General features: G+C 62.0%; 21 protein-coding genes. 18 read left to right on the top strand and 3 right to left on the bottom strand.

Going from position 1 to position 25,957, the window contains the following annotated elements; translation table 11 throughout:
• The coding region (locus FPT15_RS07110; protein WP_145159600.1) for a retention module-containing protein at positions 1–1,252 on the bottom strand (1,252 nt) is incomplete at its 3' end.
• 341 nt (positions 1,253–1,593) lie between these two features.
• Here FPT15_RS07110 and FPT15_RS07115 point away from each other — a divergent pair.
• The 11 genes from FPT15_RS07115 to FPT15_RS07165 all read left to right on the top strand — a co-directional run bounded on the left by FPT15_RS07115 (position 1,594) and on the right by FPT15_RS07165 (position 15,286).
• A complete protein-coding gene (locus FPT15_RS07115; protein ID WP_145159602.1) occupies positions 1,594–2,952 on the top strand; it encodes a TolC family outer membrane protein in 1,359 nt (452 codons plus the stop codon).
• Positions 2,953–2,993: 41 nt separating this feature from the next.
• Positions 2,994–5,150 carry a type I secretion system permease/ATPase gene (locus FPT15_RS07120; RefSeq protein WP_119738405.1) on the top strand — a complete coding sequence of 719 codons (2,157 nt, stop codon included), beginning with the start codon at positions 2,994–2,996 and terminating at the stop codon, positions 5,148–5,150.
• Positions 5,140–6,504, top strand: coding sequence for an HlyD family type I secretion periplasmic adaptor subunit (locus FPT15_RS07125; protein WP_106577304.1), 1,365 nt, complete (start codon positions 5,140–5,142; stop codon positions 6,502–6,504). Before FPT15_RS07120 ends, FPT15_RS07125 begins: the two co-directional genes overlap by 11 nt.
• Before the next feature lie 215 nt (positions 6,505–6,719).
• Positions 6,720–7,613, top strand: a complete 894-nt coding sequence (locus tag FPT15_RS07130) for a TauD/TfdA family dioxygenase (RefSeq protein ID WP_145159604.1) — start codon at positions 6,720–6,722, stop codon at positions 7,611–7,613.
• A 26-nt stretch (positions 7,614–7,639) separates the two neighbouring features.
• Positions 7,640–8,491, top strand: a complete 852-nt coding sequence (locus FPT15_RS07135; protein ID WP_145159606.1) for an ABC transporter ATP-binding protein — start codon at positions 7,640–7,642, stop codon at positions 8,489–8,491.
• Positions 8,492–8,502: 11 nt separating this feature from the next.
• Positions 8,503–9,351 carry an ABC transporter permease gene (locus tag FPT15_RS07140; RefSeq protein ID WP_145159608.1) on the top strand — a complete coding sequence of 283 codons (849 nt, stop codon included), beginning with the start codon at positions 8,503–8,505 and terminating at the stop codon, positions 9,349–9,351.
• Positions 9,352–9,482: 131 nt separating this feature from the next.
• Positions 9,483–10,112, top strand: coding sequence for a TonB family protein (locus FPT15_RS07145; RefSeq protein WP_145159610.1), 630 nt, complete (start codon positions 9,483–9,485; stop codon positions 10,110–10,112).
• Between the two features lie 52 nt (positions 10,113–10,164).
• Complete coding sequence (locus FPT15_RS07150; RefSeq protein ID WP_145159612.1) at positions 10,165–11,085, top strand: LysR family transcriptional regulator; 921 nt, start codon at positions 10,165–10,167, stop codon at positions 11,083–11,085.
• 161 nt (positions 11,086–11,246) lie between these two features.
• Entirely contained in the window at positions 11,247–12,782 is a 1,536-nt protein-coding gene (locus FPT15_RS07155; protein ID WP_145159615.1) for an MFS transporter, read from the top strand.
• Between the two features lie 15 nt (positions 12,783–12,797).
• Positions 12,798–13,856: an HlyD family secretion protein gene (locus tag FPT15_RS07160; protein WP_106577311.1), complete on the top strand. Its 1,059-nt coding sequence runs from the start codon at positions 12,798–12,800 to the stop codon at positions 13,854–13,856.
• Entirely contained in the window at positions 13,853–15,286 is a 1,434-nt protein-coding gene (locus tag FPT15_RS07165) for an efflux transporter outer membrane subunit (protein WP_145159617.1), read from the top strand. Before FPT15_RS07160 ends, FPT15_RS07165 begins: the two co-directional genes overlap by 4 nt.
• Before the next feature lie 117 nt (positions 15,287–15,403).
• Here the strand turns inward: FPT15_RS07165 and FPT15_RS07175 are convergent, their stop codons facing one another.
• Positions 15,404–16,108, bottom strand: a complete 705-nt coding sequence (locus FPT15_RS07175) for a DUF3142 domain-containing protein (RefSeq protein ID WP_145159619.1) — start codon at positions 16,106–16,108, stop codon at positions 15,404–15,406.
• Positions 16,105–18,270 carry an outer membrane assembly lipoprotein YfiO gene (locus FPT15_RS07180; protein ID WP_145159621.1) on the bottom strand — a complete coding sequence of 722 codons (2,166 nt, stop codon included), beginning with the start codon at positions 18,268–18,270 and terminating at the stop codon, positions 16,105–16,107. Before FPT15_RS07180 ends, FPT15_RS07175 begins: the two co-directional genes overlap by 4 nt.
• 288 nt (positions 18,271–18,558) lie before the next feature.
• On the opposite strand from FPT15_RS07180, the gene FPT15_RS07185 reads away from it, so the two are divergent.
• The 7 genes from FPT15_RS07185 (at position 18,559) to FPT15_RS07215 (ending at position 25,894) form a co-directional block, all read left to right on the top strand.
• The gene (locus FPT15_RS07185) at positions 18,559–20,172 is read left to right on the top strand and encodes a glycosyltransferase family 39 protein (protein ID WP_145159623.1); all 1,614 of its coding nucleotides are present in this window, start codon (positions 18,559–18,561) and stop codon (positions 20,170–20,172) included.
• Positions 20,173–20,342: 170 nt separating this feature from the next.
• Positions 20,343–20,588: a DUF2789 domain-containing protein gene (locus tag FPT15_RS07190; RefSeq protein ID WP_145159625.1), complete on the top strand. Its 246-nt coding sequence runs from the start codon at positions 20,343–20,345 to the stop codon at positions 20,586–20,588.
• A gap of 255 nt (positions 20,589–20,843) precedes the next feature.
• Positions 20,844–21,263 carry a MarR family winged helix-turn-helix transcriptional regulator gene (locus tag FPT15_RS07195; protein ID WP_106577317.1) on the top strand — a complete coding sequence of 140 codons (420 nt, stop codon included), beginning with the start codon at positions 20,844–20,846 and terminating at the stop codon, positions 21,261–21,263.
• Positions 21,260–23,338 carry an FUSC family protein gene (locus FPT15_RS07200; protein WP_145159627.1) on the top strand — a complete coding sequence of 693 codons (2,079 nt, stop codon included), beginning with the start codon at positions 21,260–21,262 and terminating at the stop codon, positions 23,336–23,338. The genes FPT15_RS07195 and FPT15_RS07200 overlap by 4 nt, the downstream gene beginning before the upstream one ends.
• Positions 23,335–23,544, top strand: coding sequence for a DUF1656 domain-containing protein (locus tag FPT15_RS07205; RefSeq protein ID WP_016969155.1), 210 nt, complete (start codon positions 23,335–23,337; stop codon positions 23,542–23,544). The genes FPT15_RS07200 and FPT15_RS07205 overlap by 4 nt, the downstream gene beginning before the upstream one ends.
• Entirely contained in the window at positions 23,541–24,449 is a 909-nt protein-coding gene (locus tag FPT15_RS07210) for an efflux RND transporter periplasmic adaptor subunit (protein WP_145159629.1), read from the top strand. The genes FPT15_RS07205 and FPT15_RS07210 overlap by 4 nt, the downstream gene beginning before the upstream one ends.
• Complete coding sequence (locus FPT15_RS07215) at positions 24,446–25,894, top strand: efflux transporter outer membrane subunit (RefSeq protein WP_145159631.1); 1,449 nt, start codon at positions 24,446–24,448, stop codon at positions 25,892–25,894. The genes FPT15_RS07210 and FPT15_RS07215 overlap by 4 nt, the downstream gene beginning before the upstream one ends.
• Positions 25,895–25,957 lie beyond the last annotated feature (63 nt).

Here is a 25,957-nt window from a genome sequence, read left to right on the forward strand (position 1 = left end):
TGGTGATCACCGAGCCATTGCTCAAAGTGACCGTCACCGGCGTCTGCGCAGGATTAGTCAGTGTCGCGGTGTAAGTGATCTGACCGCCTTCGGTGACAGTCTCGCCAGCCGTCAACGTAACGGTAGTGGTATCAATCGAATCAGTAATCGTGGTGACCGCAGGCGCAGTACTCGGCACCAGGTTCTCAAAGTTACCGCCCGTTGCCCCAGTAATAGTGGTGCTAACAGTCGAACCATTGTTGTAAACGTCGTTAGCCGGCGTATCCACCACCACGGTGCCAACCGATTCTCCGGCCTTGATGGTGATCACCGAGCCATTGCTCAAAGTGACCGTCACCGGCGTCTGCGCAGGATTAGTCAGTGTCGCGGTGTAAGTGATCTGACCGCCTTCGGTCACTGTTCCGCCCGCTGTCAGCGTCACCGTGGTGGTGTCGATGGTATCGGTAATCTGAGTCACGGCCGGATTAGGGTCGAGGGTCAGTACCAGGTTGTTGCCGCCAGTGGTGCCGGTGACGTTGACGCTGATCTGGCTTGGATCGATGTAGGGGCTGTCATTCGGCGCCAGCGGTACGTTGACGGTGCCGGTGGTCTGGCCGGCAATGATGGTGATCACTGCGCCGTTGGACAGCGTGATGTTCAGGTTGCTGGAAGGCGCCTGGGTCACCGTGGCGGTGTAGGTCAGCACGCCGCCGGCTTCGGTGATGCTCGGGGTTGCGCTCAGCGACAGGGTGGACGCCTGCAGCACCAGGTTGCCGCTGTTGTCGGTCGAGCCTTGGGCGCCCGCCAGTTGGGTTTGTGTCGCCGTGGTCTGGCCCAGAGGGCCGGTCGGGAAGCCGATGGTCGGGTCGACGCGGCCTGCGGTCGCGTCCAGCACGACGAAGCTGTGGCCGCCGCCCGCGGCGCCGTTACCGGCAGCGGTTGCGCCTGCGGCAGTGGCTTCCAGGTCCGTGGTCGGGTCGGCGCCGGCGGCGATGGCTTGCTGCAGCTCGGCAACTGACGGCGCGGCCTGCTCGGTGGCTGCGGCCAGATCAAGGCTGGAGTCCGGCATGTCGGCGCTCCATTGGGTATCCCGACCGAGGTCCAGCGTGCGGCCGTCGGCCAGTTCCAGGCTGACCGCGCCGGACATGCCGGTGTCTACCTGGTCGCCCGCGAACAGGCGATCACCTTCAACGAGGACGCGGCGTGTCCCTTCCGGAGAAATAACGAAAACTTGACCAACAATGCTTTTGACGATGGCAACAACACTGCTCATTAAAGATTTCTCCGGCGATCCGTTTCTGATGATATCCATGCGGCCGCTCGCAAGTGCGAGGGCCAAACAGGAGGGGGCGTAGTCTAATTACTTATTGGCGTCAAATAATTGGCTAGATTTATTCGCTATCTAGTTTATGCCAAACTATTGACCTTCTGGTCGCCATCCTAAACAATTGGCCCTGTAATGTCACATTGATATTCATGCGGCGAACCGTCCTACATGTGTGAAGCAGTTCCGCTATTTGAACTTTCCGACGTACGGTCATTACGGTAGCCATTATCCGACTCAGCGAGGCCAATCGCTGTGATTTGAGACAAGAAGTCCTGGGGAATTTTTAAATGCGTTTGCACCTGTTCAAGGCAATACCGTTCGTACTCGCCGCCAGTTTTGTACAAGCCCAAACATTGCCCCAGGCCATGCAACAGGCATTAGACGTGCACCCGGAAATTCAAGCCGGCGTGAATAGCCGTATCGCCGCTGATTACGATTTACGCGCTGCACAAGGTGGTTACTTGCCTCGCGTAGACCTGAACGCCGGTTATGGTCGTGAAGGCACCGACGATTCCAACACGCGCGCCGCCAGCGGCCCGAACGGCAACCAGTGGGACACCCACAACCGCGGCGAATCGAGCCTGCGTCTGCAGCAGATGATTTTTGACGGTTTCGCCACCTCCAGCGAAGTCGGGCGCCAACAAGCCAACGTCAATTCCCGCGCTTACTCCTTGCTGGGTACTTCCGAGCGCACCGGGTTGACTGTCGCCCAGGTGTACCTGGATGTGCTGACACGCCGTGAGTTCGTGCGCCTGGCTGAAGAAAACCTGCGCAACCACGAACGCATTTACGACCAGATCAAGCTGCGCACCCAGCGCGGCGTCGGTAACGGTGCCGACCAGGACCAGGCCGAAGCGCGTCTGGCCCAGGCCCGCAACAACCTGATCACCGAGCAGACCAACCTGGCCGACTCCCAGGTCAATTACCTCAGCGCCGTCGGCCAGATGCCCGACCAGCTCGAGCGCCCGGCGCCGTTCGTGGCCATGCTGCCGGCTGACTTCAACGAAGCACGTCGCCAGATGCTCGACAACAGCCCGGTCCTGCGCTCGGCCGAGTCGGATATTTCCGCCGCCGAAAGTCAGTACGAAGCTGCCAAATCCACCTTCTACCCGCACTTTGATGCAGAGCTGGGCACTAATGCCGACAACAACGTCGGCGGCGATGCCGGCCACAGCAACGGTTGGGAAGCCATGGTGCGCATGCGCTTCAACCTGTTCGCCGGTGGCAGCAACAAGGCTGACCTGCAATCGAAGTCCTACCAGGCCAACCAGGCACTGGATATCCGCAACAACGCCTTGCGCCAACTCAACGAAGAACTGGGCCTGGCCTGGAACGCCTTGAACAACGCCAACGCGCAATTGCCGGTAGCCCAGCAATACGTGGATCACAGCACCCGTGTGCGCACCTCTTACCAGCAGCAGTTCAGCCTGGGCCAGCGTACCCTGCTCGACTTGCTCGACAGCGAGAACGAATTGTTCACCGCTTCGCGTCGTCTGGAAGAGATCAAGAACATTCAGTTATTTACTCAATATCGAATCAAGGCGACCATGGGCGAATTGCTCAAAAGTCAGGGCGTGGTCGCACCGATGGCCTCCGTCGTACAGAACGACGTGAAGCCAAAAGTCCAACTGCCTGGGATGAATTGAGTCACCCCTATAGCCCCATCTGTTAGTCGAGAGTGCAGCGCGTGGAATCCGAAGTCAGTCGAGTTCATCTCAGTCATGATCCACGCACGCTGCACGACGACCCGTTACTGGACGGGTTGTTGGCACTTTGTGCCTTGCATCAAAAACCGGCCAGCGCGGCCATGCTCACCACCGGCCTGCCGCTGCCTTCGCAGCGCCTGAGTGCCGAGTTGCTGCCGCGCGCAGCCGCACGTGCCGGCCTGCAAGGGCGGGTGCTGCAACGCAAGCTGGAACAGATTCCGACCATCGCACTGCCGGCGCTGCTGTTGCTCAAGGACGGTCGCAGTACCGTGCTGGTGGGTTGGCAAGGCGAAGACGAAGCCCGCATTCTGCTCAGCGAAAGCGACGGCGGTGAGGTGCTGATCAAGCGTGAGCTGTTGGTCGACGATTACATCGGCAAAGTTTTCTTCGCCCAGCCGCAGCACAAATTCGACGTCAACCACGGCACCCTGATCCCGCGAGCGCGCTCGTGGTTTCGCGATACCCTCAAGCGTTCGCGCTGGCTCTACACCGACGCCATCGCCGCCAGCTTCCTGATCAACATCATCGCCATGGCGGCGCCGCTGTTTGTGATGAACGTCTACGATCGAGTAGTGCCCAACCAGGCCACCTCCACCTTGTGGGTGTTGGCCGTGGGCATCGGCGGCGCGTACCTGTTCGACCTGGTGCTCAAGAGCCTGCGCAGCCTGTGCCTGGACCTGGCCGGCAAAAAAACCGACCTGATCATCTCGGCCACGCTGTTCGAGCGCATTGTCGGCATGTCCATGAAGTACCGCCCGGCACGGGTCGGGAGCTTCGCGCAGAACATCCATGAGTTTCAAAGCCTGCGCGATTTCCTCGCGTCGCTGACCCTCACCAGCCTGATCGACCTGCCGTTCACCCTGCTGATTTTCCTGGTGATCGCCATCCTCGGCGGCCACTTGGTGTGGATTCCGGTACTGGCTTTCCCGATTGCCCTGGGCATCGGCTACGCCCTGCAAAAACCGTTGGTAGCGACCATGGAGCGGACCATGGCCCTGGCTGCCGAGCGCCAGTCGAGCCTGATCGAAACCCTCGCAGGTTTGGACGCGGTCAAGGTCAACAACGCCGAGAGCGAGCGTCAGTACGGCTGGGAACAGACCATCGGCACCCTCAGCCGGCTGGAGCTGCGCGTGAAGTTGCTGTCGGGCCTGTCGATGAACATGACCCTGCTGATCCAGCAACTGGCCGGCGTGATCATGATCGTGTTCGGCGTGTACCAGATCATCGACGGCAACCTCAGCATGGGCGGCCTGATTGCCTGCTACATGCTCAGTGGCCGTGCGCTGAGCCCGCTGGCCTCGCTGTCGGGCCTGCTGACCCGCTACCAGCAAGCCAAGGTCACCATGACCTCGGTGGACCAGATGATGGAGCTGCCCCAGGAGCGCAATTTCGAAGAACGCCCGATGAGCCGCCGCACCCTGCAAGGTGCCATCGAGTGTCGAGGCTTGAACTTCACCTACCCGAACCAGCAGAACGCCGCGCTGAAAAACATCAACCTGGTGATCAAGCCCGGCGAAAAAATCGGCATCATCGGCCGCAGCGGCTCGGGTAAAAGCTCCCTGGCCAAGCTGATCGTCGGCCTGTACCAGCCCGACTCCGGCGCCTTGCTGGTGGACGGCGTGGACGTACGCCAGATCGACGTGAGCGAATTACGCCACAACATCGGCTACGTCGCCCAAGACATCCAGCTGCTGGCCGGCACCCTGCGCGACAACCTGGTCTCGGGTGCGCGTTATGTCGAAGACGAAATGGTCCTGCAAGCCGCCGAACTGGCCGGCGTGCACGAATTCGCGCGCCTGCACCCGCAAGGCTATGAACTGCAAGTTGGCGAGCGTGGGCAGAACCTGTCCGGCGGCCAGCGCCAGAACGTCGCCCTGGCCCGTGCGCTGTTGCTCAACCCGCCCATCCTGCTGTTGGACGAACCCACCAGCGCCATGGACAACACCGGTGAAGAACGCTTGAAACAACGCCTGCAAGCCGTGGTGCAAAACAAGACCGTGGTGCTGGTCACGCACCGTGCCTCACTGCTCTCGCTGGTGGACCGCCTGCTGGTGGTCGACCGTGGGCAGATCCTCGCGGACGGCCCGAAAGCCGTGGTTATGGAAGCGTTGAAAAAGGGGCAGATCAGTGTTGCTTAACTCCATCAAAAGCGCGGTCGGCCGCTACTTCAAAGGCTCCGATTCGTTGCAGGGCCAGCCGCTGCCTGAGGTCAACAAAGCGCTGATCGAAGATGCACCGCGGGTCATCCGCCTGACCATTTGGGCGATCATTGCGTTCTTCGTATTCCTGGTCGTGTGGGCGGGCTTCTCCAGCATCGACGAAGTCACCCGCGGCGACGGCAAGGCGATTCCGTCGTCCAAGCTGCAAAAAATCCAGAACCTGGAAGGCGGCATCGTCTCCGAGCTGTTCGTCAAGGAAGGCCAGATCGTCGAAGCCGGCGCGCCGCTGATTCGCCTCGACGACACGCGGTTTGTCTCCAACGCTGGCGAAACCGAAGCCTTGCGCCTGGCCATGCAACTGCGCGTCGAGCGCCTGAGCGCGCAAGTGGACGACCGCCCGCTGAACATTCCCGACGACGTGCTCAAGGCCGCACCAAGCCAGGCGGCCAACGAGCGCTCGCTGTATGAAAGCCGTCGCCAGCAGTTGAAAGACGAAGTCGGCGGTTTGCAGGAGCAGCTGGTGCAGCGTCAACAGGAACTGCGCGAGTTCACCTCCAAGCAAGGCCAGTACCGCAGCCAGTTGTCCCTGCAGCGTCAGGAAATCAACATGTCCGAGCCGTTGGTGGCCCAGGGTGCGGTGTCGCCGGTGGAAGTGCTGCGCCTCAAGCGCGCCGAGATGGAAACCCGTGGCCAGTTGGACGCCACCACCCTGGCGATTCCCCGTGCCGAATCAGCGATCAAGGAAGTGCAGCGCAAGATCGACGAAACCCGGGGCAAATTCCGCAGTGAAGCGCTGACCCAACTCAACGAAGCGCGCACCGAACTGAATAAGGCCGAATCCACCGGCCGCGCCCTCGAAGACCGCGTCAGCCGCACGCTGGTCACCTCGCCAGTGCGCGGTATCGTCAAGCAGCTGCTGGTCAACACTGTCGGCGGCGTGATCCAGCCGGGCAGCGACATGGTCGAAATCGTGCCGCTTAACGACACCCTGCTGGTCGAAGCCAAGATCCGCCCGCAAGACATTGCGTTCCTGCACCCTGGGCAAGAAGCGATCGTCAAATTCACCGCCTATGACTACACCATTTATGGCGGGCTGAAGGCCAAGCTCGAACGCATCGGTGCTGACACCATCACCGACGAAGACAAGAAAACCACCTACTACATGATCACCTTGCGCACCGACCGCAGCCATTTGGGCACCGATGAGAAGCCGCTGCTGATCATCCCCGGCATGGTCGCCTCGGTGGACATCATCACGGGCAAAAAAAGCATCCTGAGCTACCTGCTCAAACCGATCATCAAGGCGCGGGCCGAGGCGTTGCACGAGCGGTAATCTCTATCGCCTGCCAGGGCCTCATCGCAGGCAAGCCCGGCTCCCACATTTGAATGTGTTCACAAATCAAAATGTGGGAGCTGGCTTGCCTGCGATGGCGCCATCAGCTTCACCACAGACCCCCACCCTAATGCATATCGATATTCACTAACGGTATTTAATCGGCCGTTCTTATATCTATAAAGTCACTCTCCTGTCCGACCGGGAGTGCCCTCATGTCCGCCACCTCTACTGTTCCAACAGCGACCCCAACCGCCCAAACCTTCGACATCCGCCCATTCCCCGGAAGCGTTGGCGCCGAGATCGTCGGCCTGAATTTGTCTCGCCCGGTTAACGACCAGGACTTCGCACGCATCCACCGCGCGCACCTGGATCACCACGTCGTGGTGTTCCGCGACCAGCGCATCACCCCCGAACAACAGATCGCCTTCAGCCGCCGCTTCGGTGTGCTGCAGATCCACGTGCTCAAGCAGTTCCTGCTGGCCAACCACCCGGAAATCCTGATCGTCTCCAACATCATCGAAAACGGCCAATCCATCGGCCTGGGGGACGCGGGCAAGTTCTGGCACTCGGACCTGTCCTATAAAGAGCTGCCAAGCCTGGGCTCAATGCTGCACGCCCAAGAGCTGCCCTCCGAAGGCGGCGACACACTGTTTGCCGACATGCACAAAGCCTGGGACCAACTGCCCGAGCACCTGCGCAAAGCGGTGGAGGGCCGCAGCGCTGCGCATTCCTACACCGCGCGCTACAGCGAAACCAAATTCGAAGGCAATTGGCGGCCGACCCTGACGCCTGAGCAGCTGGCCCAAGTGGCCGAAGTGGTGCACCCGATCGTGCGCACTCATCCGGAAAACGGCCGCAAGGCGCTGTTCGTCAGTGAAGGTTTCACCACCCGCATCGTCGGCCTGCCCGAAGATGAAAGCCACGACCTGCTGGCCCAGCTCTACGCCCACAGCGTGCTGGCGCACAACATCTACCGCCACCAGTGGCAGCCCCACGACCTGGTGTTCTGGGACAACCGCTCGCTGATCCACCTGGCCGCCGGTTGCCCGAGCCACCTGCGCCGCAAGCTGTTTCGCACCACCATTCAGGGCGATGCGCCTTTCTAATCCTGATCCTCGGCAAGAGAGTTGAAATGAACGCGCCCCTGCAAGGCCACGCGGCCAGCAACCTGAACACCGCCCAGCCGCTGTTGGCGGTGGACCACGTCAGCCTCGAATACCGCACCCCCGAGCGCGTAGTGCGGGCCACCCATCAGGTCAGTTTCGAGATCGACCCGGCTGATCGCTACGTGCTGCTCGGCCCTTCGGGCTGCGGCAAATCCACCTTGCTCAAGTCCATCGCCGGGTTTATCAAACCCTGCGAAGGCGAGATTCGCCTGCTCGGTCAAAAGGTCGAACAACCCGGCCCGGACCGCATCGTGGTGTTCCAGGAATTCGACCAGTTGCCGCCGTGGAAAACCGTCAAGCAGAACGTGATGTTCCCGCTGCTGGCGTCCAAAACCTTGAAGCGTCGCGAAGCCGAAGAGCGTGCGCTGTACTACCTCGAAAAAGTCGGCCTCAGCGCTTTTGCCGATGCTTACCCGCACACCTTGTCCGGCGGCATGAAAGCCCGTGTGGCGATCGCTCGCGCCCTGGCCATGCAGCCAAAAATCCTGCTGATGGATGAACCCTTCGCCGCCCTCGACGCCTTGACCCGACGCAAGATGCAGGAAGAACTGCTGCTGCTCTGGGAAGAGGTGCGCTTCACGCTGTTGTTCGTCACCCATTCCATCGAAGAAGCCTTGGTGGTGGGAAATCGCATCCTGTTGCTGTCGCCGCACCCGGGGCGTGTGCGTGCGGAAATCCATAGCCATCAATACGACCTGCACAGCCTTGGCGGTGTGGAATTCCAGGCGTCGGCGCGGCGCATTCATCGCCTGCTGTTCGATGAAGCGCCCGAGGCCGAACGTGAGTTGGGTTTCGCCGATATCCGCATCGCTTACTGAGAGGCCGACGTATGCGCCAGGAATTTGAAGTACACCTCGAACCGCTGCTCAGCGTTCCCGTTGAACGCGAGCTGCCGCTGCGCCAACGTTTGTGGCAGCAAGGCTGGCTGCGCAAGGGCCTGATCCTGATCGTGCTGGCGATCCTCTGGGAGGCAGTCGCGCGTTACCAGAACAATGACCTGCTGCTGCCGAGCTTTTTGCAGACCTCTCAAGCGTTATTCGACGGCCTGCTCAGCGGTGAGTTGTTGAGCAAAGTGAGCATCTCGCTGGCGGTGCTGATCAAGGGCTATGTGATCGGCATCGTGCTGGCGTTTGCCCTGACCACGCTGGCGGTCTCGACCCAGCTTGGCCGCGACGTGCTGAGCACACTGACCTCGATGTTCAACCCGCTGCCGGCCATTGCATTGCTGCCGCTGGCCCTGCTGTGGTTCGGCCTGGGGCAGAACAGCCTGATTTTCGTGCTGGTGCATTCGGTGCTGTGGGCCTTGGCGCTGAACACGTATTCGGGGTTTCTCGGCGTCTCTGAAACCCTGCGCATGGCGGGCCGCAACTACGGCCTCAAGGGCATGCGTTTTGTGCTGTTCATCCTGATCCCGGCGGCGCTGCCGTCGATTCTTGCCGGGTTGAAAATCGGCTGGGCATTTGCCTGGCGCACGTTGATCGCTGCCGAGCTGGTGTTCGGCGCCAGCAGCGGCAAGGGCGGTTTGGGTTGGTACATCTTCCAGAACCGCAATGAGCTGTACACCGACAAGGTGTTTGCCGGCTTGGCGGTGGTCATCCTGATCGGGTTGCTGGTCGAGAATCTGGTGTTCAACACCGTTGAACGGCTGACGGTGAAGCGCTGGGGCATGCAGCGTTGATCCTACTTATCTGTAGGAACGATCCTCTTCAAATAGGAATGATTGCTCATTGGTCTCGCTGAGTCCGATAATGCCGGCCGAACCTGACGTCGCCTTGACGTCAGGCATTCCCGGTAGAAGGATTTACGGCGATGCGGTTTTTTGTCTTGGCTGCGGCTTTATTTTTGTCGACGTCGGTGTTTGCTCAATTCAAGCCTGAAGCGGTGTCCATGTCCAAGCCGCATTACCCGGCAAACCTGATCAACCTCCAAGGGCATGCGCGCATCAGCCTGAATATTCACAACGACGGAACCGTCAGCGATGTCAAAGCGATCAGTGCCACCCAGCCTGCATTCGGCGCGGCTGCCGTGGAGGCGGCCAGTCAATGGCGGTTCAAAGCCTGGGCGGTAAACGCCGATCAGCCAGCGGTGCTTGAGGCGCAAAACGATATGGTTTTCACGCCTGAACCGGCAAGCAAGGAAGAAGCGACTCAACTGTCTTTTACGCAAACTACCTATCAAACCTGCAGCGCGTTGAGCGAAGAAGTCAGCCAATTTCGCCGTGACCATCCCGCCCGCCCGTTGATCGCCATGAAGAGCTTTGCTATTACCCGTGTGGCGGTGATGTTTCCGGCGTTCACCGGTAAAAGCGACTACAACGAGAGCCTGGCCCGAGCCGATGAACTGGAACAATCCCTGCCGGATATCGTGCGCAAGTGTCAGGCTCATCCCAAATCCACTTATGCTCAGTACCTGCCGCGCAACTTGAGGCGCTACCTGTAAAGCCTGCTACGATTGCGTGCGCTTCACGCCCCACTGAACACGAGTGCTTGGCATGCAACTACCGGACATGAACCTGCTGGTCGCCCTCGACGCCTTGCTCGACGAGGGCAGTGTGGTCGGCGCCGCACGGCGGATGAACCTGAGCCCGGCCGCCATGAGCCGCACCCTCACGCGTATTCGCGAAGCGGTGGGCGACCCGATCCTGGTGCGCGCCGGTCGCGGCCTGGTGCCAACGCCCAAGGCGCTGCAGTTGCAAGGCCAGGTGCGCAACGTGGTGGAGCAGGCGGCGTTGTTGTTCCGCTCGGCAGACCAGGTTGACCTCAGCACCTTGCGCCGGCGTTTCAGCGTGCGTGCCAATGACTTCTTTATCGGCGTGTATGGCGGTCGGCTGTTCGACACCATGGAACGCATGGCACCGCTGTGCGAGCTGTGTTTTGTGCCCGAAGGCGACACCGATGACGAGGCTTTGCGTGAAGGCCGGCTGGACCTGCGGGTGAGTAATTCCATGCCGTCCAGCCCCGAAGTGAAGGTGCAGAACCTGTTTTCCACCACCTTTGTGGGCCTTGCGCGCGAGGACCACCCACTGTTCGACGAAGAAATCACCGCCGCGCGGTTTGCCAGCTACTCCCACATCAGCATTTCGCGACGCGGCATCGCCCGCGGGCCAATCGACACGGCGCTCAATGCCCTGGGCCTGGAGCGCCGCGTGGCCATGATCGCCCCAGGCTTTCATGGCGCGATGTTCATGCTGCCCGATTCCGACCTGCTGCTGCCGGTGCCCAAGGAAGCCCTGCTGAGTGCCAATCGCCTGAAGCTGCCCCTGCGCGCATTCCAATTGCCGATCTCCCTGCCGACGCTGATGCTGGCCCAGTTCTGGCACCCGCGTTTCGACAAAGACCCTGCCCATAAGTGGCTGCGCGAAACCATGCGCGAAAGCTGCCACGCTACCTGGCTGGAAGCGCAGCCCACCTAAAGTGTAGGCACTGGCTTGTCGTGGCGAGCCAGCTACCACGGGATAAGTGCGTGGCCCAACAGTTGCGTCTGACGCACTTATAAGCTTCCAGCAAGTAACTTTTTGTTATGGGTGTGCCTGATTAAACTGCTCGGGTATTTCTAATCCCGAGTTACCTGTCCATGACCTCCCTCGCTGCCCCCGCCCTCCAGGCTGCAGCCAAACCCAATGCGCTCAACCCGCCCGTGTTCGGCCCGCGCATCATCATTGGCTTGGTCGGCGTATTGCTGGCGGTGCTGGTGTCCGGTCTCAACGAGATGGTCACCAAAGTCGCCCTCGCCGATATCCGTGGTGCGCTGTACATCGGTTTTGACGAAGGCACCTGGCTGGTCGCGGCTTATACGGCGACCTCCGTGGCGGCGATGGCCTTCGCGCCCTGGTGTTCGGTGACGTTTTCCCTGCGCCGCTTCACGCTGTGTGCCATCGGCGTGTTCACCGTGCTGGGCATCCTGTGCCCGTTTGCCCCGAACTACCAAACCCTGCTGGTGCTGCGTACCGTGCAAGGCCTGGCCGGTGGCGCGTTGCCGCCGATGCTGATGACCGTGGCGCTGCGTTTCCTGCCGGCCAACGTCAAGCTGTATGGCCTGGCGGGTTACGCACTCACCGCCACGTTCGGCCCAAGCCTGGGCACGCCGTTGGCGGCGCTGTGGACTGAATACGTCGGCTGGCAATGGGCGTTCTGGCAGATCGTCGCGCCGTGCCTGCTGGCGATGGCCGCCGTGGCCTACGGTTTGCCGCAAGACCCGGTGCGCCTGGAGCGCTTCAAGCAGTTCAACTGGCGCGGCGTGCTGCTGGGCTTCCCGGCGATCTGCATGCTGGTGATCGGCTTGTTGCAGGGCAATCGCCTGGACTGGTTCGAGTCCGGCCTGATCACCTTTCTGCTCAGCGGCGGCACGCTGTTGCTGGTGCTGTTTCTGATCAATGAATGGTCGCAGCCGATTCCGTTTTTCAAGTTGCAGATGCTCGGCCTGCGCAACCTGGCGTTTGCCTTGATCGTGCTGGCGGGCGTGTTGATGGTGCTGACGTCGGTCATCATCATCCCGTCGAGTTTCCTCGCCCAGGTTCAGGGTTACCGGCCGCTGCAAACTGCGCCGGTGATGCTGCTGATGGCGTTGCCGCAGTTGATTGCGCTGCCGTTGGTGGCGGCGCTGTGCAACCTGCGCTGGGTCGATTGCCGCTGGGTCCTGGGGATTGGCTTGAGCATGCTGGTGCTGTGCTGTGTGGGCAGCTCGCACCTGACGTCGGAGTGGATTCGTGACGATTTCTACGGCCTGTACCTGCTGCAAATCTTTGGTCAGCCCATGGCCGTGCTGCCGCTGCTGATGCTCTCCACTGGCAGCATCCAACCGATGGACGGGCCGTTCGCCTCGGCGTGGTTCAACACCGTCAAAGGCCTGGCCGCCGTGATCGCCACCGCCGTGCTGGACACGCTGACCACCCAGCGTCTGCACTTTCACTCGACCATGTTGGTGGACCGCCTGGGCAACTCGCCCCTGGCCGACGGCGACGCGCCGGGCCTGGCGCACCGCCTGCACGAGCAGGCCGTGGTGCTGACTTCTTCGGACCTTTATTACGTCATGGCCGCCGTCGCGGTGGCGCTGATTCTGCTGATTTTCTGGATGCCGACGCGGATTTTTCCACCGCGCGCACCGACCTAGCCAAAAGGATTTCTCATGAAACGCAAAGACAAAATTGCCGTCGCCGTTATTGCTGTGTTTGCCGTCGGTGTACTGGTTTATCTGGTCGCGCCGGGCCTGTTGGGCAGCAAGCGCCAGACCACCAACGACGCCTTCGTTGCCGCCGACTTCACCTTGGTGGCGCCGCGCGTGGCCGGTTTTATCAAGGAAGTGCTGGTGGAAGACAACCAGCGCGTGAAGGCCGGCCAGCTGTTGGCGTTGATCGATGACCGCGATTTTCGCGCCGCCGCCCAGGCGGCCGATGCCGACACGCTCGTCGCCCAGGCCCAACTGAAAAACGCCACCGCGACCCTCGAACGCCAAAGCTCGGTGATCGCCCAGGCCCAGGCCACCGTAGCGGCGGACCGTGCCGAAGTGGCTTTTGCCGAACACGAACTGAACCGCTACAACCACCTCGCCGGGGTAGGCGCGGGCACCGTGCAGAACGCCCAGCAAGCCAAGACCCGCATCGACCAGGCCACCGCGCGCCTGGCCAATGCCACGGCGGTGCTCGCGGCAGAACGCAAGCAGGTGGAAATCCTCACCGCCCAGCGCGATGCCGCCGAAGGCGGACTCAAGCGTGCCCAGGCAGCGCTCGAAATGGCCAGCTATCAACTCTCTTACACGCGCATCGTCGCGCCAGTGGACGGCATGGTCGGTGAGCGCGCGGTACGGGTGGGCGCCTATGTGACGCCGGGCAGCAAGATCCTCGCCGTGGTGCCCTTGGCCGAGGCTTATGTGGTGGCCAACTTTCAGGAAACCCAGTTGTGGCACATGCACGCCGGCCAAGCCGTGCAGGTGCGTGTCGACAGCCTCGACGGCGAACTGCTCAAGGGCCACCTGGAAAGCCTTGCACCCGCCACGGGCGTGACGTTCGCCTCGGTCAAACCCGACAACGCCACCGGCAATTTCACCAAGGTGGTGCAACGCATTCCGGTGAAAATCGTGCTCGAACCCAATCAGCCACTGACCGAGCGCTTGCGTGTCGGCATGTCGGTGGAGGCCAGCGTCGACACCCAGCCTGTTGCGCAGCCGCGTGAGGTGGCCCAGCAATGAAACCATTTGCCTGGCTCACCTTGAGCCTCATCAGCCTCAGTGCCTGTACCGTTGGCCCGGATTTCCAGCGGCCGCAAGGCCCGCACATCACGCAATGGGGCGAGCCCCAAGGGCGCCAAGCCGCCAGCCGCGCCGTCACCGAGCCTTTGCAGGAGCGTTGGTGGGACGTGTTCCACGATGCGCAACTCTCGGCCCTCACACGCCGTGCGCTCACCGATAACCTCGACCTGAAACTGGCCAGCAGCCGCCTGCAACAAAGCCGCGCCGTGCGCCAGGTGACCACCGCCGAGCGTTATTCCAACGTCAACGCCACCGGTGGTTATCAGCGTGAGCGCAACAGCGCTAAGGGCTTGAGTGATCCGTCCGGCGAGAATGGCCGTTCGGCGTTCAACCAATGGGACATGGGTTTCTCCGCCGCCTGGGAATTGGACTTCTGGGGCCGTGTAAAACGTGAAACCGAAGCCGCCGACGCCACCCTGCAAGTGGCCGAAGACGACCGCCGCGCCGTGCTGTTGTCGGTGCTCGCCGAAACCGCCCAGGACTACATCCAGTTGCGCGGCGTGCAGAACACCCGCGCCGTCACCGAGCAAAACCTCGACGTGGCGCGCCACAGCCTCAAACTCTCGCAACTGCGCCTGGCCGACGGTGTCGCGACCGACCTGGACGTGGCCGAAGCTGCTGCCCAAGTGGCCGCCATTGAAGCGCGCCTGCCGGATTTGCAGCAGCGCCAGGACCAATTGATCAACGCCCTGAGCCTGTTGATGGGCGAGCCGCCACAAGCCCTGCATGCGCAGTTGTCCAAGGACGCCGCCGTGCCGCAAACCCAGCGCCAGGTCGCCATCGGCTTGCCGTCGGAGTTGGCTGAACGCCGCCCCGACATACGCCAGGCCGAAGCGCGCCTGCACGCGGCCACCGCCACTATCGGCGTGGCCAAGGGTGACTTTTACCCGCGCATCACCCTGTCCGGCAGCCTGGGCTCCCAGGCCTTGCAACTGTCGGATTTCGGCTCATGGGGCTCGCGTGCGTTCGCCTTCGGCCCGCAATTCAGCTTGCCGCTGTTCAACGGCGGGCGCCTGCAAGGCATGTTGAACCTGCGTGAAGCGCAGCAACAGGAAGCCGCGCTGGCCTACCAGCAAACCGTGCTGCGCGCCTGGCATGAAATCGACGACCAGCTGACCCGCTACAACGCCAGCCAACTGCGCCGCGACAGCCTCGCCGAAGCGGTGCGCCAGAACCAGATCGCGTTGAGCACCGCGCAACAGCAGTACGTCGAAGGCGTGGTGGATTTCGTCAACGTGCTGACCGTGCAAAGCGCGCTATTGGCAACGCAAGAGCAATGGGTTGAAAGCTCCACCGGCGTATCGCTGGCCATGGTCGGGTTGTACAAGGCGTTGGGTGGCGGTTGGCAGTCTGTTTATCCCGCAGGCTAAACACAACACCCTGTGGGAGCGGGCTTGCCCGCGATGAGGGCATATCATTCAACATCACGTTGACTGAACTGCCGCTATCGCGGGCAAGCCCGCTCCCACATGGAAACCGTGCGTGGGTCACGGATTCTGCAGAAAAACCACATACCCGCGAAACCACTCATTCCCCTTCAAATACCCCGGTGCCTCCCACACGCCGCCCTGAATCAAGCCGACCTTGAATGGCAGCCCCAGCCGGTTCATGCGCGGTAAATACGCGGCGTAATCCGGGATGCTGTGGCGCCCTTGATACGTCTGCACCACCACTTCATCCACCACGCCTTTGAGCTGCGCGATGGCGGTTGGGTCGGCATTGCTGCTCCAGTCCATCAGCCCGGTGATGCTCAGCTTCAAGTCGGCGGGCAGGCGGTGGCGCAGGTCGCGCAGGAAGTCGGCGTATTCTTGCAGGTATTGGGTGCGGGCGTCGAAATCGATCTGGATGCCGACCACCGGGTTGCCCGCGTCGCGCCAGCGTTGCACCTGGCCGAGCAGTTGGGTGTAGACCTGTTCTGGCCAGTGCAAAGTGTGGGCGCGGTAGACCACCCAGACCTCGCCCCGGGTAAGGCGCGGGATGCCGAGGCCTTGGGCGATCAGTTGCACGCCGCGCTCGGGGGCGCGGCGGGTGGAGTTGATCTGGCCTTGCAGGATGTACAGGGTTTTTGCCTGCTTGAGGACTGGCTGTGGAGTAACGCCACTCCACAGCCAGAAGGCGTCGTAGTCGCGAGCGTCGACGGCGCCAAAGGCCGGGCTCGCCAGCAGGAGCAAGCCGAGCCACAGGTGCTTCACCAGTAGTACTGCAGCGATTTGCCCCACTGGGTGTCGGCGAAGCCGCTTTTGAGCTGGCGGAACCAGGCCTTGCGCACGGCCGGTTCAACGTCATCGCCGCCGCAGCTGTTGTAGCCGGCCGGTGCATAGCAGTTGATGGCGCGGAACAGTGCGTAGGCCTTATCGTTCTTCGGCGCCTTGGCGTTGGCGATCACCTGCTTGTAGCCGTTGAGCCGCGAGAAGGTTTCACCGGGGAATGGCGACGCGGTGCTGCCTAGGCTGCCGGCGGCGCGTGCCTGTTCCAGGGGCATGCCGTCGAGGTTATTGCGCAAGATGAATTCACCGAAGCAGTTCAGGGCTTGCGGGTTTTTCGCATCGGTTTGCAAGGTGGCGGCGGTTTGCGCGATGGTTGGGCAGCTGTAGCCGGATTCGGCTTTTTCACCGTTCCACTGGAACAGCTTCAAACTCTGGCCGCCGCTGTAGACGTAGCCCAGGCTGGTGCCCAGCTTGTCTTCAGGGGCCGGCGCTGGCAGTTGCTTGAGGTCGTCGGCGAAGGTGGCGAACTGGCCGCGCAGCAAGTCCTTATAGAGCAGCACGAATTGCGCGGTCTGGCGCTCCACCGGGTCGTTGGCTTTGGCGATTTGCTGGCGCAGCAAGTCAGGCCCGGCAACGTTGCGCAGCAGGATGTAACGCACTTGCTTGGCGCTGATCGGCGAATCGGCGGCGAACACGTTGGCCAGCTGGCCGCTGCGCTCGTAGTTGAGTGCCAGGGCCAACTCCAACTGGTCGCGTTGCAGCGCCAATTTGGCCAGCGGCAGCAGTTGCAGCCACAGGTCTTGTGCGCCTTTCCAGTCTTGCTTGGCTTCCAGGGCCAGGGCGCGCAGGGTTTGTTGGCTGAAGGCGAAGTAATTCAGGCTCGACGGCACGCTGTGCGGCAACTGCTTCAAGGCGGCATCCGGTTGATGCTCGACGTACAGCGCGCTCACGGCTAACAAGTAGTCGTAAAACGCCGGTTCATCGGCAAACGCTGCTTTTTGCTTCTCAAGGTCTGCGCGGCTGAGCGCGGGCTGGTTGCCGCCACGCATCACCATCAGGTCGCTGACGAGTTGGATCATCGGGGTCTTGACCGTGTCGCTATTGACCATCAACAGCTTGAGGTCGGCCTCTTCGACCAATTCATCCACCGACACATTGCGCTGCTCGTCGGTGGCCTGGGTCAGCTGCCAGGCAAACGCCTCGGCGAGTTTTTCGTTGTCGTCCGCCAGCCAGTAAACCCGGCGCAGCAAGCCGCGCGCAGAGGCGCTGTACTCGCCCTGTGGATAAGTTTTCAGATACGCGTTGAAGCCTTTCTCTGCCTCGGCGAGCGCAGGTTTATCCACACGGTCGAGGTGCGGCACGCCGTCTTCGTCATAGGTGTTGGCTTGGGCCTGATTGAGTGCGTTACGCGCGATCATGTACAGCGCGGTTTCTTTCAGCCAGGGCGAAGCGGCGTTCTGGGTGGCGACGAAGCCAGGCCCGGCGTCGGTGAAACGGCCTGTGTAGAAATCGGCGGCGGCTTGCAGGTACGTGCGAAACAGCTGACCTTCGGTCGACTGGATATCTTGCGGCGGCTCCACCACCGGGCCTACCCACTCACAGGCGGTGAGCAATTGCAGGCGCGCCTTCACCAGCAGATCGCGTTCGGTGGCTGGCATGTCGGCTTTGACCACCTGGCTGATAAACGCGGCGGCGCTGTTGTCGTCATTGCTGCGGCAGCGGCTGCCTTCGCCATTGAGAAACGCATCGCCGGCAGCTTTGGCGTCGTCGCGCTTGATGCCCAGCGGTTCAAGCAGTGCATCGAGTGGCGAGGTGTTGGGGGCGTCGGACGTGCTGACCGGCTCGGCTTCGCCACGCGGCACAAGGCGATATACCGGGAACGGCACCGGGCCAAAACCCTCGGCCAGGTCATCTTCGCTCAGGGCATTGGGCGTCAGCGGCGCGGCTTTCCTGTCGGCCAGCAACAAGCGCAGATTGGCCCGGCTGTCATTGCCAGGGCTCAGGAACGGCAGGTTGTTGCAGGGGTCCAGCGTGTCACGCGACACCCGCCAGTCGGGGTAACACGAGTCGTCCGAACTGGCCTGGGCCGGTAGGGAAATGCCGGCAAGCAGGGCCAGAGCCAGAGGTGACAAAAAACCGATGCGCATGACGTGTCCTTGATCCTGAGTCCTTGGAGGGTGCCAATCATAGCTTGATCCGGCAGCAGCTTCGGTGAAGGCCTACACAAATTGCTGATTTGTCCGATTTTTGGTCGTGGCAATGCTCAGCGAAATCCAGGCGCAGTGGCGGGTCTATGAGCTTCAAGTCAAATCCCGCGGTGTGCCGCCCGACGGTTGTAAAACAGCGAGCGAAACCGGGGCTTTTGTCCTAGAGTGGCGCTTGTTTGCGCGTGTGCAGGGTTTGCCCGGGAAATGGGCAGTGTCAGGGGAATTGAGGTGCGACGGTCTGTGGTAGAGCAAGACGACAAAATTGGGACGTTTCCCGCAGTCAATCGCCTCACAGGCGCCTGGGAGGGTGCCGGTTGGCTCAGCCGATTATGGTGGGTGCCGATTCTGGCGCTGGCCATGGCCGTGCGTTTCTATGGCCTGACCGCTTCGGCGATCTGGGGTGACGAAGCGTCGAGCCTGCTGCTCAGCGAATACGCCATGGAGGACCTGTGGTTTCACGCCGCCCATGATGTGCACCCGCCGCTGTACTTCTTCATGCTGCGCGGTTGGATCGAGCTATTTGGCGATGGCATCTGGTCGATTCGCGGCATGAGTGCCCTGCCCGGAATCGCGGCGGTGGGGCTGGGCATCTGGCTCACGCGACAACTGTCCACGCGTCGGGCGGCAGTGCTGGCGGGCGTGCTGCTGGCGTTGTTTCCGACGGCGGTGCGTTACAGCCAGGAAGTGCGCATGTACTCACTGCTGGCCGTATGGTTGCTGGGCGCCACGCTGGCGCTGGTGTACTGGGTGCGCCAGCCCGAGCGCACGCGTTACCTGGCCGTCTATGTAGTGCTGATGGCGGCCGGGTTCTACACCCACTATTTCACCGCGCTGTGTGTGCTGGTGCATTGGGCTTACCTGGGCGTGTTGTGCCGCTCACAGGCGCCCGGCCAACGCTTGATCATTCGCCCGTCGTGGTGGTGCGCCAATGCGCTCATTGTGGCGTTGTACCTGCCGTGGCTGCCGAACCTGCTGGACCTGACGCAGCACATTGAGCAGCTCAAGGTTGGCGGTGACATTGGCTGGGAAGATCCGGTTTCGCTGATTTCCGTGCCGTCGATGGTCTGGCAATTCATGCTTCAGGATGAAGGCATCGGCTTCTGGCCGCCGCTGTTCTGGCTGTTCCCGCTGCTGTTGATCGCCGTCGTGGGCATCGCGGCCTGGCGTGATCGTGAGCGCTATCGCCCGGCATGCCTGCTGGCGCTGTTTTTCCTGCTGCCGCTGTTGCTGGTGTACGGCGTCTCTTTCATCTCCCCGGTATTTATCGAGCGCTACCTCACGGTCTACGCACTCGGCTTGCCGATCCTCATGGCCCTGGCCATCGACCGCCTGCCCAAGCGCCTGGCATGGTTGGGCGCGGCGTTGTTTGTGTTGTTTGTTGGTGTGGAACTGCTGGGGTTGAAGAACAACGCCACCGTGGATGTGCATGATCAATTCAACGTGCCGGTGGAGTTCGTTAACCGCAACTATCAGGAAGACGACCGCATCGTCCTCAGCGATATGCTGTGGTACTTGCCCTACGTGTATTACGACGAGACCGACGCCCAATTGCAGCTCTACACGCCCCCCAAACCCGACGGCACGCCGACCCGGCCGAACGCCTACGGTTTCGGCACGTTGGTGGATCAGGACGGCGGGCGGATTTACCTGGACCGTTTGTCGGCATTGCCGGCCGATACGCACCGCGTGTGGCTGATCAGTAGCACGGATATGCCGGACGAATTCGCCCCGATTCCTGCCGATTGGCGCCAGCTTCTGCAGCAAGTCGGCGGCGGAGCGCGGGCGCGCTTGTTTGTGCTGTGCCGCGGGCCAGAGCCCTCGCAACCCGAGGGTTGCCGTTAATCAAGCATCGGCATTAAGTACATGCCCGGAACGCCTGTTCCGGGCCAATCCCTTCGAAAACACTCAGCGGGTTTACGATTTCGTTGATGGCACAGCAGTGCGTCACGTGGTTGTTGGCCTGGCTGGCGCCTGGACTAGACTCACAGGAATGGTCTTTGTAGGAACCCACCATGGAATCGCCTGTGCACAGCTTGCCCTCACTGTTCAAACAACTGGGGCTGCCGGATGACCCGGTGAGTATCGAGCAGTTTGTGACGGTTCATTCACCGCTCAAGCCTGAGCTGCATCTGGCGGACGCGTTTTTCTGGACGGCCAGTCAGCGAGCGTTTTTGCGCGAAGAGATTTTGGAGGATGCGGATTGGGCGGAAGTGGTGGATCAGCTGAGTGTGTTGTTGCGGACGGGGCGTGAGGGGTAAAAATAGTGGCCTCCCTGGTGTTTGGGGTTTGCCGACGGCCATCAGGTGCGAGGCCAACGCTGACCCAATGTGGGAGCCAAAGTGGAAAAACCAGCACGCCCACTCAAACCCGCTTTACTTACCCACAGCGCCCCGCGCCACCTATCACAAATTTGTTTCAAAACTTGACTGCTTTGGACGCATCCACCATATTGATAGTTAGCAAACTAACTGTATGCGAACAATCCAGTGCCTCATACCCTCGAACAACTCCAGATGAACCTCAGCAGCAGCATGGTGGTGGGCGCCCGCAATTGGCGCAAAATCTGCCAGACCACGCTGGTGAGCTACGGTATTTCCGAAGCCTGCGCCGTGCCGTTGTTGATGATCGGCCGCTTGGGCGACGGTGTGCACCAAGTAAAAGTCGCCCAGGCCTCCGGCATGGAAAGCCCGTCGTTGGTGCGCCTGCTTGATCAGTTGTGCGCCGGCGGCTACGTGTGCCGGACCGAAGACGTGCATGACCGTCGCGCCAAGGCCTTGAGCCTCACCGAGCGCGGCCGCGAGCTGGTGCAAGCGGTGGAAGTGCAGCTGGTGCGCCTGCGTCAGGAAGTGCTGGCGGACATTGCCCACAGCGACCTTGAAGCCGCCCTGCGCGTGCTGCGGGCGTTCGAAGCGGCTGGGGTTGCAGCGCCTTGAACGGATTTTTTACCGGTTTTCCGCCAGCCCGCGATTGGTTCTACGGGGTACGGACGTTCGCAGCGTCAATGATCGCGCTGTACATCGCCATGCTCATGCAAATGCCACGTCCGTACTGGGCGATGGCCACGGTGTATATCGTCTCCAGCCCGTTTGTCGGTCCTACCAGTTCCAAGGCGTTGTACCGCGCCATCGGCACCTTCATGGGTGCAGCGGCGGCGGTGGTGTTTGTGCCGATGTTTGTGCAGGCGCCGTACGTGTTGGTGGTGGTGATTGCGTTGTGGACGGGCATTTTGCTGTTCCTGTCCATGCACCTGCGCACCGCGAATAACTACGCGCTGATGCTGGCCGGCTACACCTTGCCGCTGATCGCCTTGCCGGTGGTGGATAACCCGCTGGCGGTGTGGGATGTGGCCGAGGCGCGTACCGAGGAGATCTTTCTTGGTATCGCCGTGGCGGCAGTCGTCGGCGCGATGTTCTGGCCGCGTCGCCTGATGCCGGTGTTCGATGGCTCGGTGACCAAATGGTTTGCCGATGCCCAGGTCTACAGCCTGCGTTTTCTCGCGCGCAACGTGCAGCCAGAAGAGGTCAGCACCTTGCGCGGCGGCATGGTCGCCACCTTCAACACCCTGGAATTGATGATCGGCCAGCTGCCCCACGAAGGCGCGCGGCCGCAGACCGTCCGCAACACCAAGGAGCTGCGTGGGCGCATGATTCACTTGCTGCCCGTAGTGGATGCGCTCGACGACGCCCTCTACGCCGTCGAACACCGCGCGCCGGAGTTTCTCGACCGGCTCACGCCGGTGCTGGAGGCAAGCCGGCAGTGGCTGGAAAGCACCGTTGAAACCGCCCCGCTGGAAAGCTGGCGCGTGCTGCGCGATCAGGTCGATGCCCTGCAGCCCCAAGGCGAAGCGCTGGACGACCGCCACACACTATTGTTCTCCAATGCCCTGTATCGCCTCGGCGAGTGGATCGACCTGTGGCAAGACTGTCGCAGCCTGCAGGCCGCCATCCAGTGCGAGAGCCAGGACACCTGGCGCGCGGTGTACCGCCACTGGCGCCTGGGCCGGCTGACGCCATTTCTCGACCGTGGCTTGATGTTCTATTCGGCGTTTTCCACCGTCACCGCGATCATCGTCGCCTCGGTGCTGTGGATTCTGCTGGGCTGGACCGACGGCGGCAGCGCGGTGATTCTGGCGGCCGTGGCCTGCAGTTTTTTTGCCTCGATGGACGACCCGGCGCCGCAGATCTACCGGTTCTTTTTCTGGACCGCGATGTCCGTGCTGTTCGCCAGCCTTTATCTGTTTCTGGTGCTGCCTAACTTGCATGATTTTCCGATGCTGGTGCTGGCGTTTGCCGTGCCGTTTATCTGCATCGGTACGCTCACCGTGCAGCCGCGTTTCTACCTCGGCATGCTGCTGACGCTGGTCAATACTTCCTCGTTCATCAGCATCCAGGGCGCCTATGACGCGGACTTCCTGAACTTCGCCAACGTTAACCTGGCCGGGCCCGTGGGCTTGTTGTTCGCCTTTGTGTGGACGTTGATTGCACGGCCGTTCGGCGCCGAATTGGCGGCCAAGCGCCTGACCCGTTTCAGTTGGCGCGACATCGTCACCCTGACCGAACCTGCGACCCTCGCCGAACACCGGCACATGGCTGCGCAAATGCTTGACCGCCTGATGCAGCACCTGCCGCGCCTGGCCCTCACCGGCCAGGACACCGGCATCGCCCTGCGCGATTTGCGTGTGGCGCTGAACCTGCTCGACCTGCTGGCCTACTCGCCGCGTATCTACGGTGTGCCACGGGTACTGCTCAACCAGGTGGTGGAAGGCGTGGGCGGTTACTTCAAGGCCTGCCTGAAGGCGGGTGAACGCTTGCCCGCGCCGAGCGGTCTGCTGATGACCCTGGACCGCACGCGCCGCGCCCTCAACGGGCAAGGCCTGCAAGACGAAGACGACACCCGCCTGCATCTGCTGCACGCACTGGCCGGCTTGCGCCTGTCGTTGCTGCCTGGCGTGGAATTTATTGGCGGCACCGAAATGGAAGCGCCGCTGCCTGATGGAGCGCCTTTATGATCGGTGATCTGGATATCAGCGGGGTGTTCCTGCCCACGCTACTGGTGCTGATGGGCATTACGTACGTGTTGTTTCTGGTGGTGCACGGGCTGTTGACGCGCATTCACTTCTATCGCCTGGTCTGGCACCGGGCATTGTTCAATGTGGGGCTCTACGCGCTGTTGCTGGGCGCGGTGGACTCACTCAGTCGATATCTGATGACATGAAAAAACCTTTTTTGACCATCGGCCGTGTTGTCCTGACGTTATTGATAGTGACCTTCGCTGTCGTCGTTGTGTGGCGCATGGTCATGTACTACATGTTTGCGCCCTGGACCCGTGACGGGCATATCCGTGCCGACATCGTGCAGATCGCTCCGGACGTGTCCGGGTTGATCCAGCAAGTCGACGTGCGCGACAACCAGCTGGTGACCAAGGGCCAGGTGCTGTTTGCCGTGGACCAGGACCGTTTCAAGCTGGCCCTGCGCCAAGCCCAGGCCGCCGTGGCCGACCGCCAGGAAACCCTGGCCCAGGCCAATCGCGAGTACAAGCGTAACCGCGGCCTGGGCAACCTGGTGCCAAGTGAGCAACTGGAAGAAAGCCAGTCCCGCGTGGCCCGCGCCCAATCGGCCCTGGCCGAGGCGCAGGTGACGGTGGACGCCGCCCAGCTCAACCTCGACCGCTCGGTGATCCGCAGCCCCGTGGACGGCTACGTCAACGACCGTGCGCCGCGCAATCAGGAGTTCGTCACCGCCGGGCGCCCGGTGCTGTCGGTGGTCGACAGCAACTCCTTCCACATCGACGGTTACTTTGAAGAGACCAAGCTCGACGGCATTCACGTCGGCATGGCCGTGGATATTCGTGTGATCGGCGACAACGCGCGCTTGCGTGGCCATGTGCAAAGTATTGTTGCCGGTATCGAAGACCGTGACCGCACCAGTGGCTCCAACCTGCTGCCCAACGTCAACCCGGCGTTCAGTTGGGTGCGCCTGGCCCAGCGAATTCCGGTGCGCATCGCCTTTGATGATGTGCCGGCGGACTTCCGCATGATTGCCGGTCGTACGGCCACGGTGTCGATCATCGATGACAAGACCGCCGCCAAAGAACACGCGCAGCAGGGAGAAAAACCATGAAACCGGCGGCGTTGCTGGCCACGGCTGGCTTGGGTTTGCTGCTGTCGGCCTGCCAGGTGGTAGGCCCGGATTACCAATTGCCGGACAAGGCCGCTATCAACCGTGGCGACCTGCAAGGGCAGATCGCGGGCGAGGGCCACAACGTGGTGTCGGCGCCGGTGCCGGCCGACTGGTGGAAGCTCTACAAAGACCCGCGCCTGGATGAGCTGGTGCGCCAGGCCATGGCCTCCAACACCGACCTGCGGGTGGCCGCCGCCAACCTGCAACGCGCGCGTTTCCAGACCCAGGAGGCTGAGTCGGCAGGCGGCTGGAGTGCCGGCGCCAAGGCTGAGGCCCAACGTTTGCAGGAATCAGGTGAAGCGTTTTTGCTGACCGAGAAAGTCCCGGTCGGCAACATCGGCAGCGCCAGCATCAGCACCTCTTACCAGTTCGACCTGTTCGGCACCCTGCAGCGCGGCATCGAAAGCGCCCAGGCCACCACCAACGCCGCCCAGGCCGCCGCTGACATCGCGCGCATCACGCTGGTAGCGGATGTGGTGCGCTCCTACACCCAGGTGTGCGCGGCCAACGAAGAACTGGCGATCGCCAACGAGTCCCTCGACCTGCAGGCCCAGAGCACCAAGCTGACCCAGCGCCTGCGTGACGCCGGGCGTGGTGATGAAACCCAGGTGACGCGTTCGCAAACCCAATACAAATCGTTGCGCGCCGACATGCCGCGCTACGAAGCATTGCGCCAGGCGGGCTTGTTCCGGTTGTCGATGCTGCTGGCCAAGCCGGTAGACCAACTGCCAGCGGGCACCGGCACTTGCGCCGAGCTGCCGCACATCGCCCAGTTGCTGCCGGTGGGCGAAGGCGCGACCTTGCTCAAACGTCGCCCCGATGTGCGCCAGGCCGAGCGCCAACTGGCCGCCGCCACCGCGCGTATCGGCGTGGCCACCGGCGCGTTGTACCCGGACATCAGTATCGGCGCCACCGTGGGCACGGTGGGGCTGCTCGATGACTTGGGCACGCCGGCCACCAATCGCTGGGGCTTTGGCCCGTTGATCAGTTGGTCGGTGCCGACCAACGGCGCGCGTGCGCGCATTCATGAAGCCGAAGCCGCGACCCAGGGCGCCCTGGCGCACTTCGACGGCGTGGTGCTCAATGCCATCCGCGAAACCCAGACCGGCCTTGCGCAATACACCGCGCAGTTGCAACGCCGCGATGCGTTGGCCGATGCCGGCCAGTCTGCCAAAGAAGCGTCGGAGCAGACGCACCGCTTCTTCCAGGCCGGGCGCGCCTCGTTCCTGGCTGACCTGCAAGCCACGCGCACCTACACCGATGTGCGCGCGCAGCTGGCGGCGGCGAACACCCAGGTTGCCATGAGCCAGATCGATCTGTTCCTGGCGCTGGGCGGTGGTTGGGAAAGCGGACGAACGCAAGCGTCTCAGGCCAGCAAACCCTGAGCTAAAAGCTATGCTTTGTCAGGTGAGTCGCCGTGGCGGCTCACCTGACACTGCTCGCGTTTG

It is taken from the genome of Pseudomonas sp. RGB (assembly GCF_007713445.1).
Classification (GTDB): Bacteria; Pseudomonadota; Gammaproteobacteria; order Pseudomonadales; family Pseudomonadaceae; genus Aquipseudomonas.

What these genes read in the sequence shown, in the direction of transcription:
- FPT15_RS07135 (WP_145159606.1), top strand. Translation starts at nt 7,640, where the DNA reads ATGAACGCGCCCCTGCAAGGCCACGCGGCCAGCAACCTGAACACCGCC.
- FPT15_RS07215 (WP_145159631.1), top strand. Translation starts at nt 24,446, where the DNA reads ATGAAACCGGCGGCGTTGCTGGCCACGGCTGGCTTGGGTTTGCTGCTG.
- FPT15_RS07190 (WP_145159625.1), top strand. Translation starts at nt 20,343, where the DNA reads ATGGAATCGCCTGTGCACAGCTTGCCCTCACTGTTCAAACAACTGGGG.
- FPT15_RS07155 (WP_145159615.1), top strand. Translation starts at nt 11,247, where the DNA reads ATGACCTCCCTCGCTGCCCCCGCCCTCCAGGCTGCAGCCAAACCCAAT.
- FPT15_RS07115 (WP_145159602.1), top strand. Translation starts at nt 1,594, where the DNA reads ATGCGTTTGCACCTGTTCAAGGCAATACCGTTCGTACTCGCCGCCAGT.
- FPT15_RS07160 (WP_106577311.1), top strand. Translation starts at nt 12,798, where the DNA reads ATGAAACGCAAAGACAAAATTGCCGTCGCCGTTATTGCTGTGTTTGCC.
- FPT15_RS07210 (WP_145159629.1), top strand. Translation starts at nt 23,541, where the DNA reads ATGAAAAAACCTTTTTTGACCATCGGCCGTGTTGTCCTGACGTTATTG.
- FPT15_RS07150 (WP_145159612.1), top strand. Translation starts at nt 10,165, where the DNA reads ATGCAACTACCGGACATGAACCTGCTGGTCGCCCTCGACGCCTTGCTC.
- FPT15_RS07180 (WP_145159621.1), bottom strand. Translation starts at nt 18,270, where the DNA reads ATGCGCATCGGTTTTTTGTCACCTCTGGCTCTGGCCCTGCTTGCCGGC.
- FPT15_RS07130 (WP_145159604.1), top strand. Translation starts at nt 6,720, where the DNA reads ATGTCCGCCACCTCTACTGTTCCAACAGCGACCCCAACCGCCCAAACC.
- FPT15_RS07205 (WP_016969155.1), top strand. Translation starts at nt 23,335, where the DNA reads ATGATCGGTGATCTGGATATCAGCGGGGTGTTCCTGCCCACGCTACTG.
- FPT15_RS07145 (WP_145159610.1), top strand. Translation starts at nt 9,483, where the DNA reads ATGCGGTTTTTTGTCTTGGCTGCGGCTTTATTTTTGTCGACGTCGGTG.
- FPT15_RS07165 (WP_145159617.1), top strand. Translation starts at nt 13,853, where the DNA reads ATGAAACCATTTGCCTGGCTCACCTTGAGCCTCATCAGCCTCAGTGCC.
- FPT15_RS07195 (WP_106577317.1), top strand. Translation starts at nt 20,844, where the DNA reads ATGAACCTCAGCAGCAGCATGGTGGTGGGCGCCCGCAATTGGCGCAAA.
- FPT15_RS07140 (WP_145159608.1), top strand. Translation starts at nt 8,503, where the DNA reads ATGCGCCAGGAATTTGAAGTACACCTCGAACCGCTGCTCAGCGTTCCC.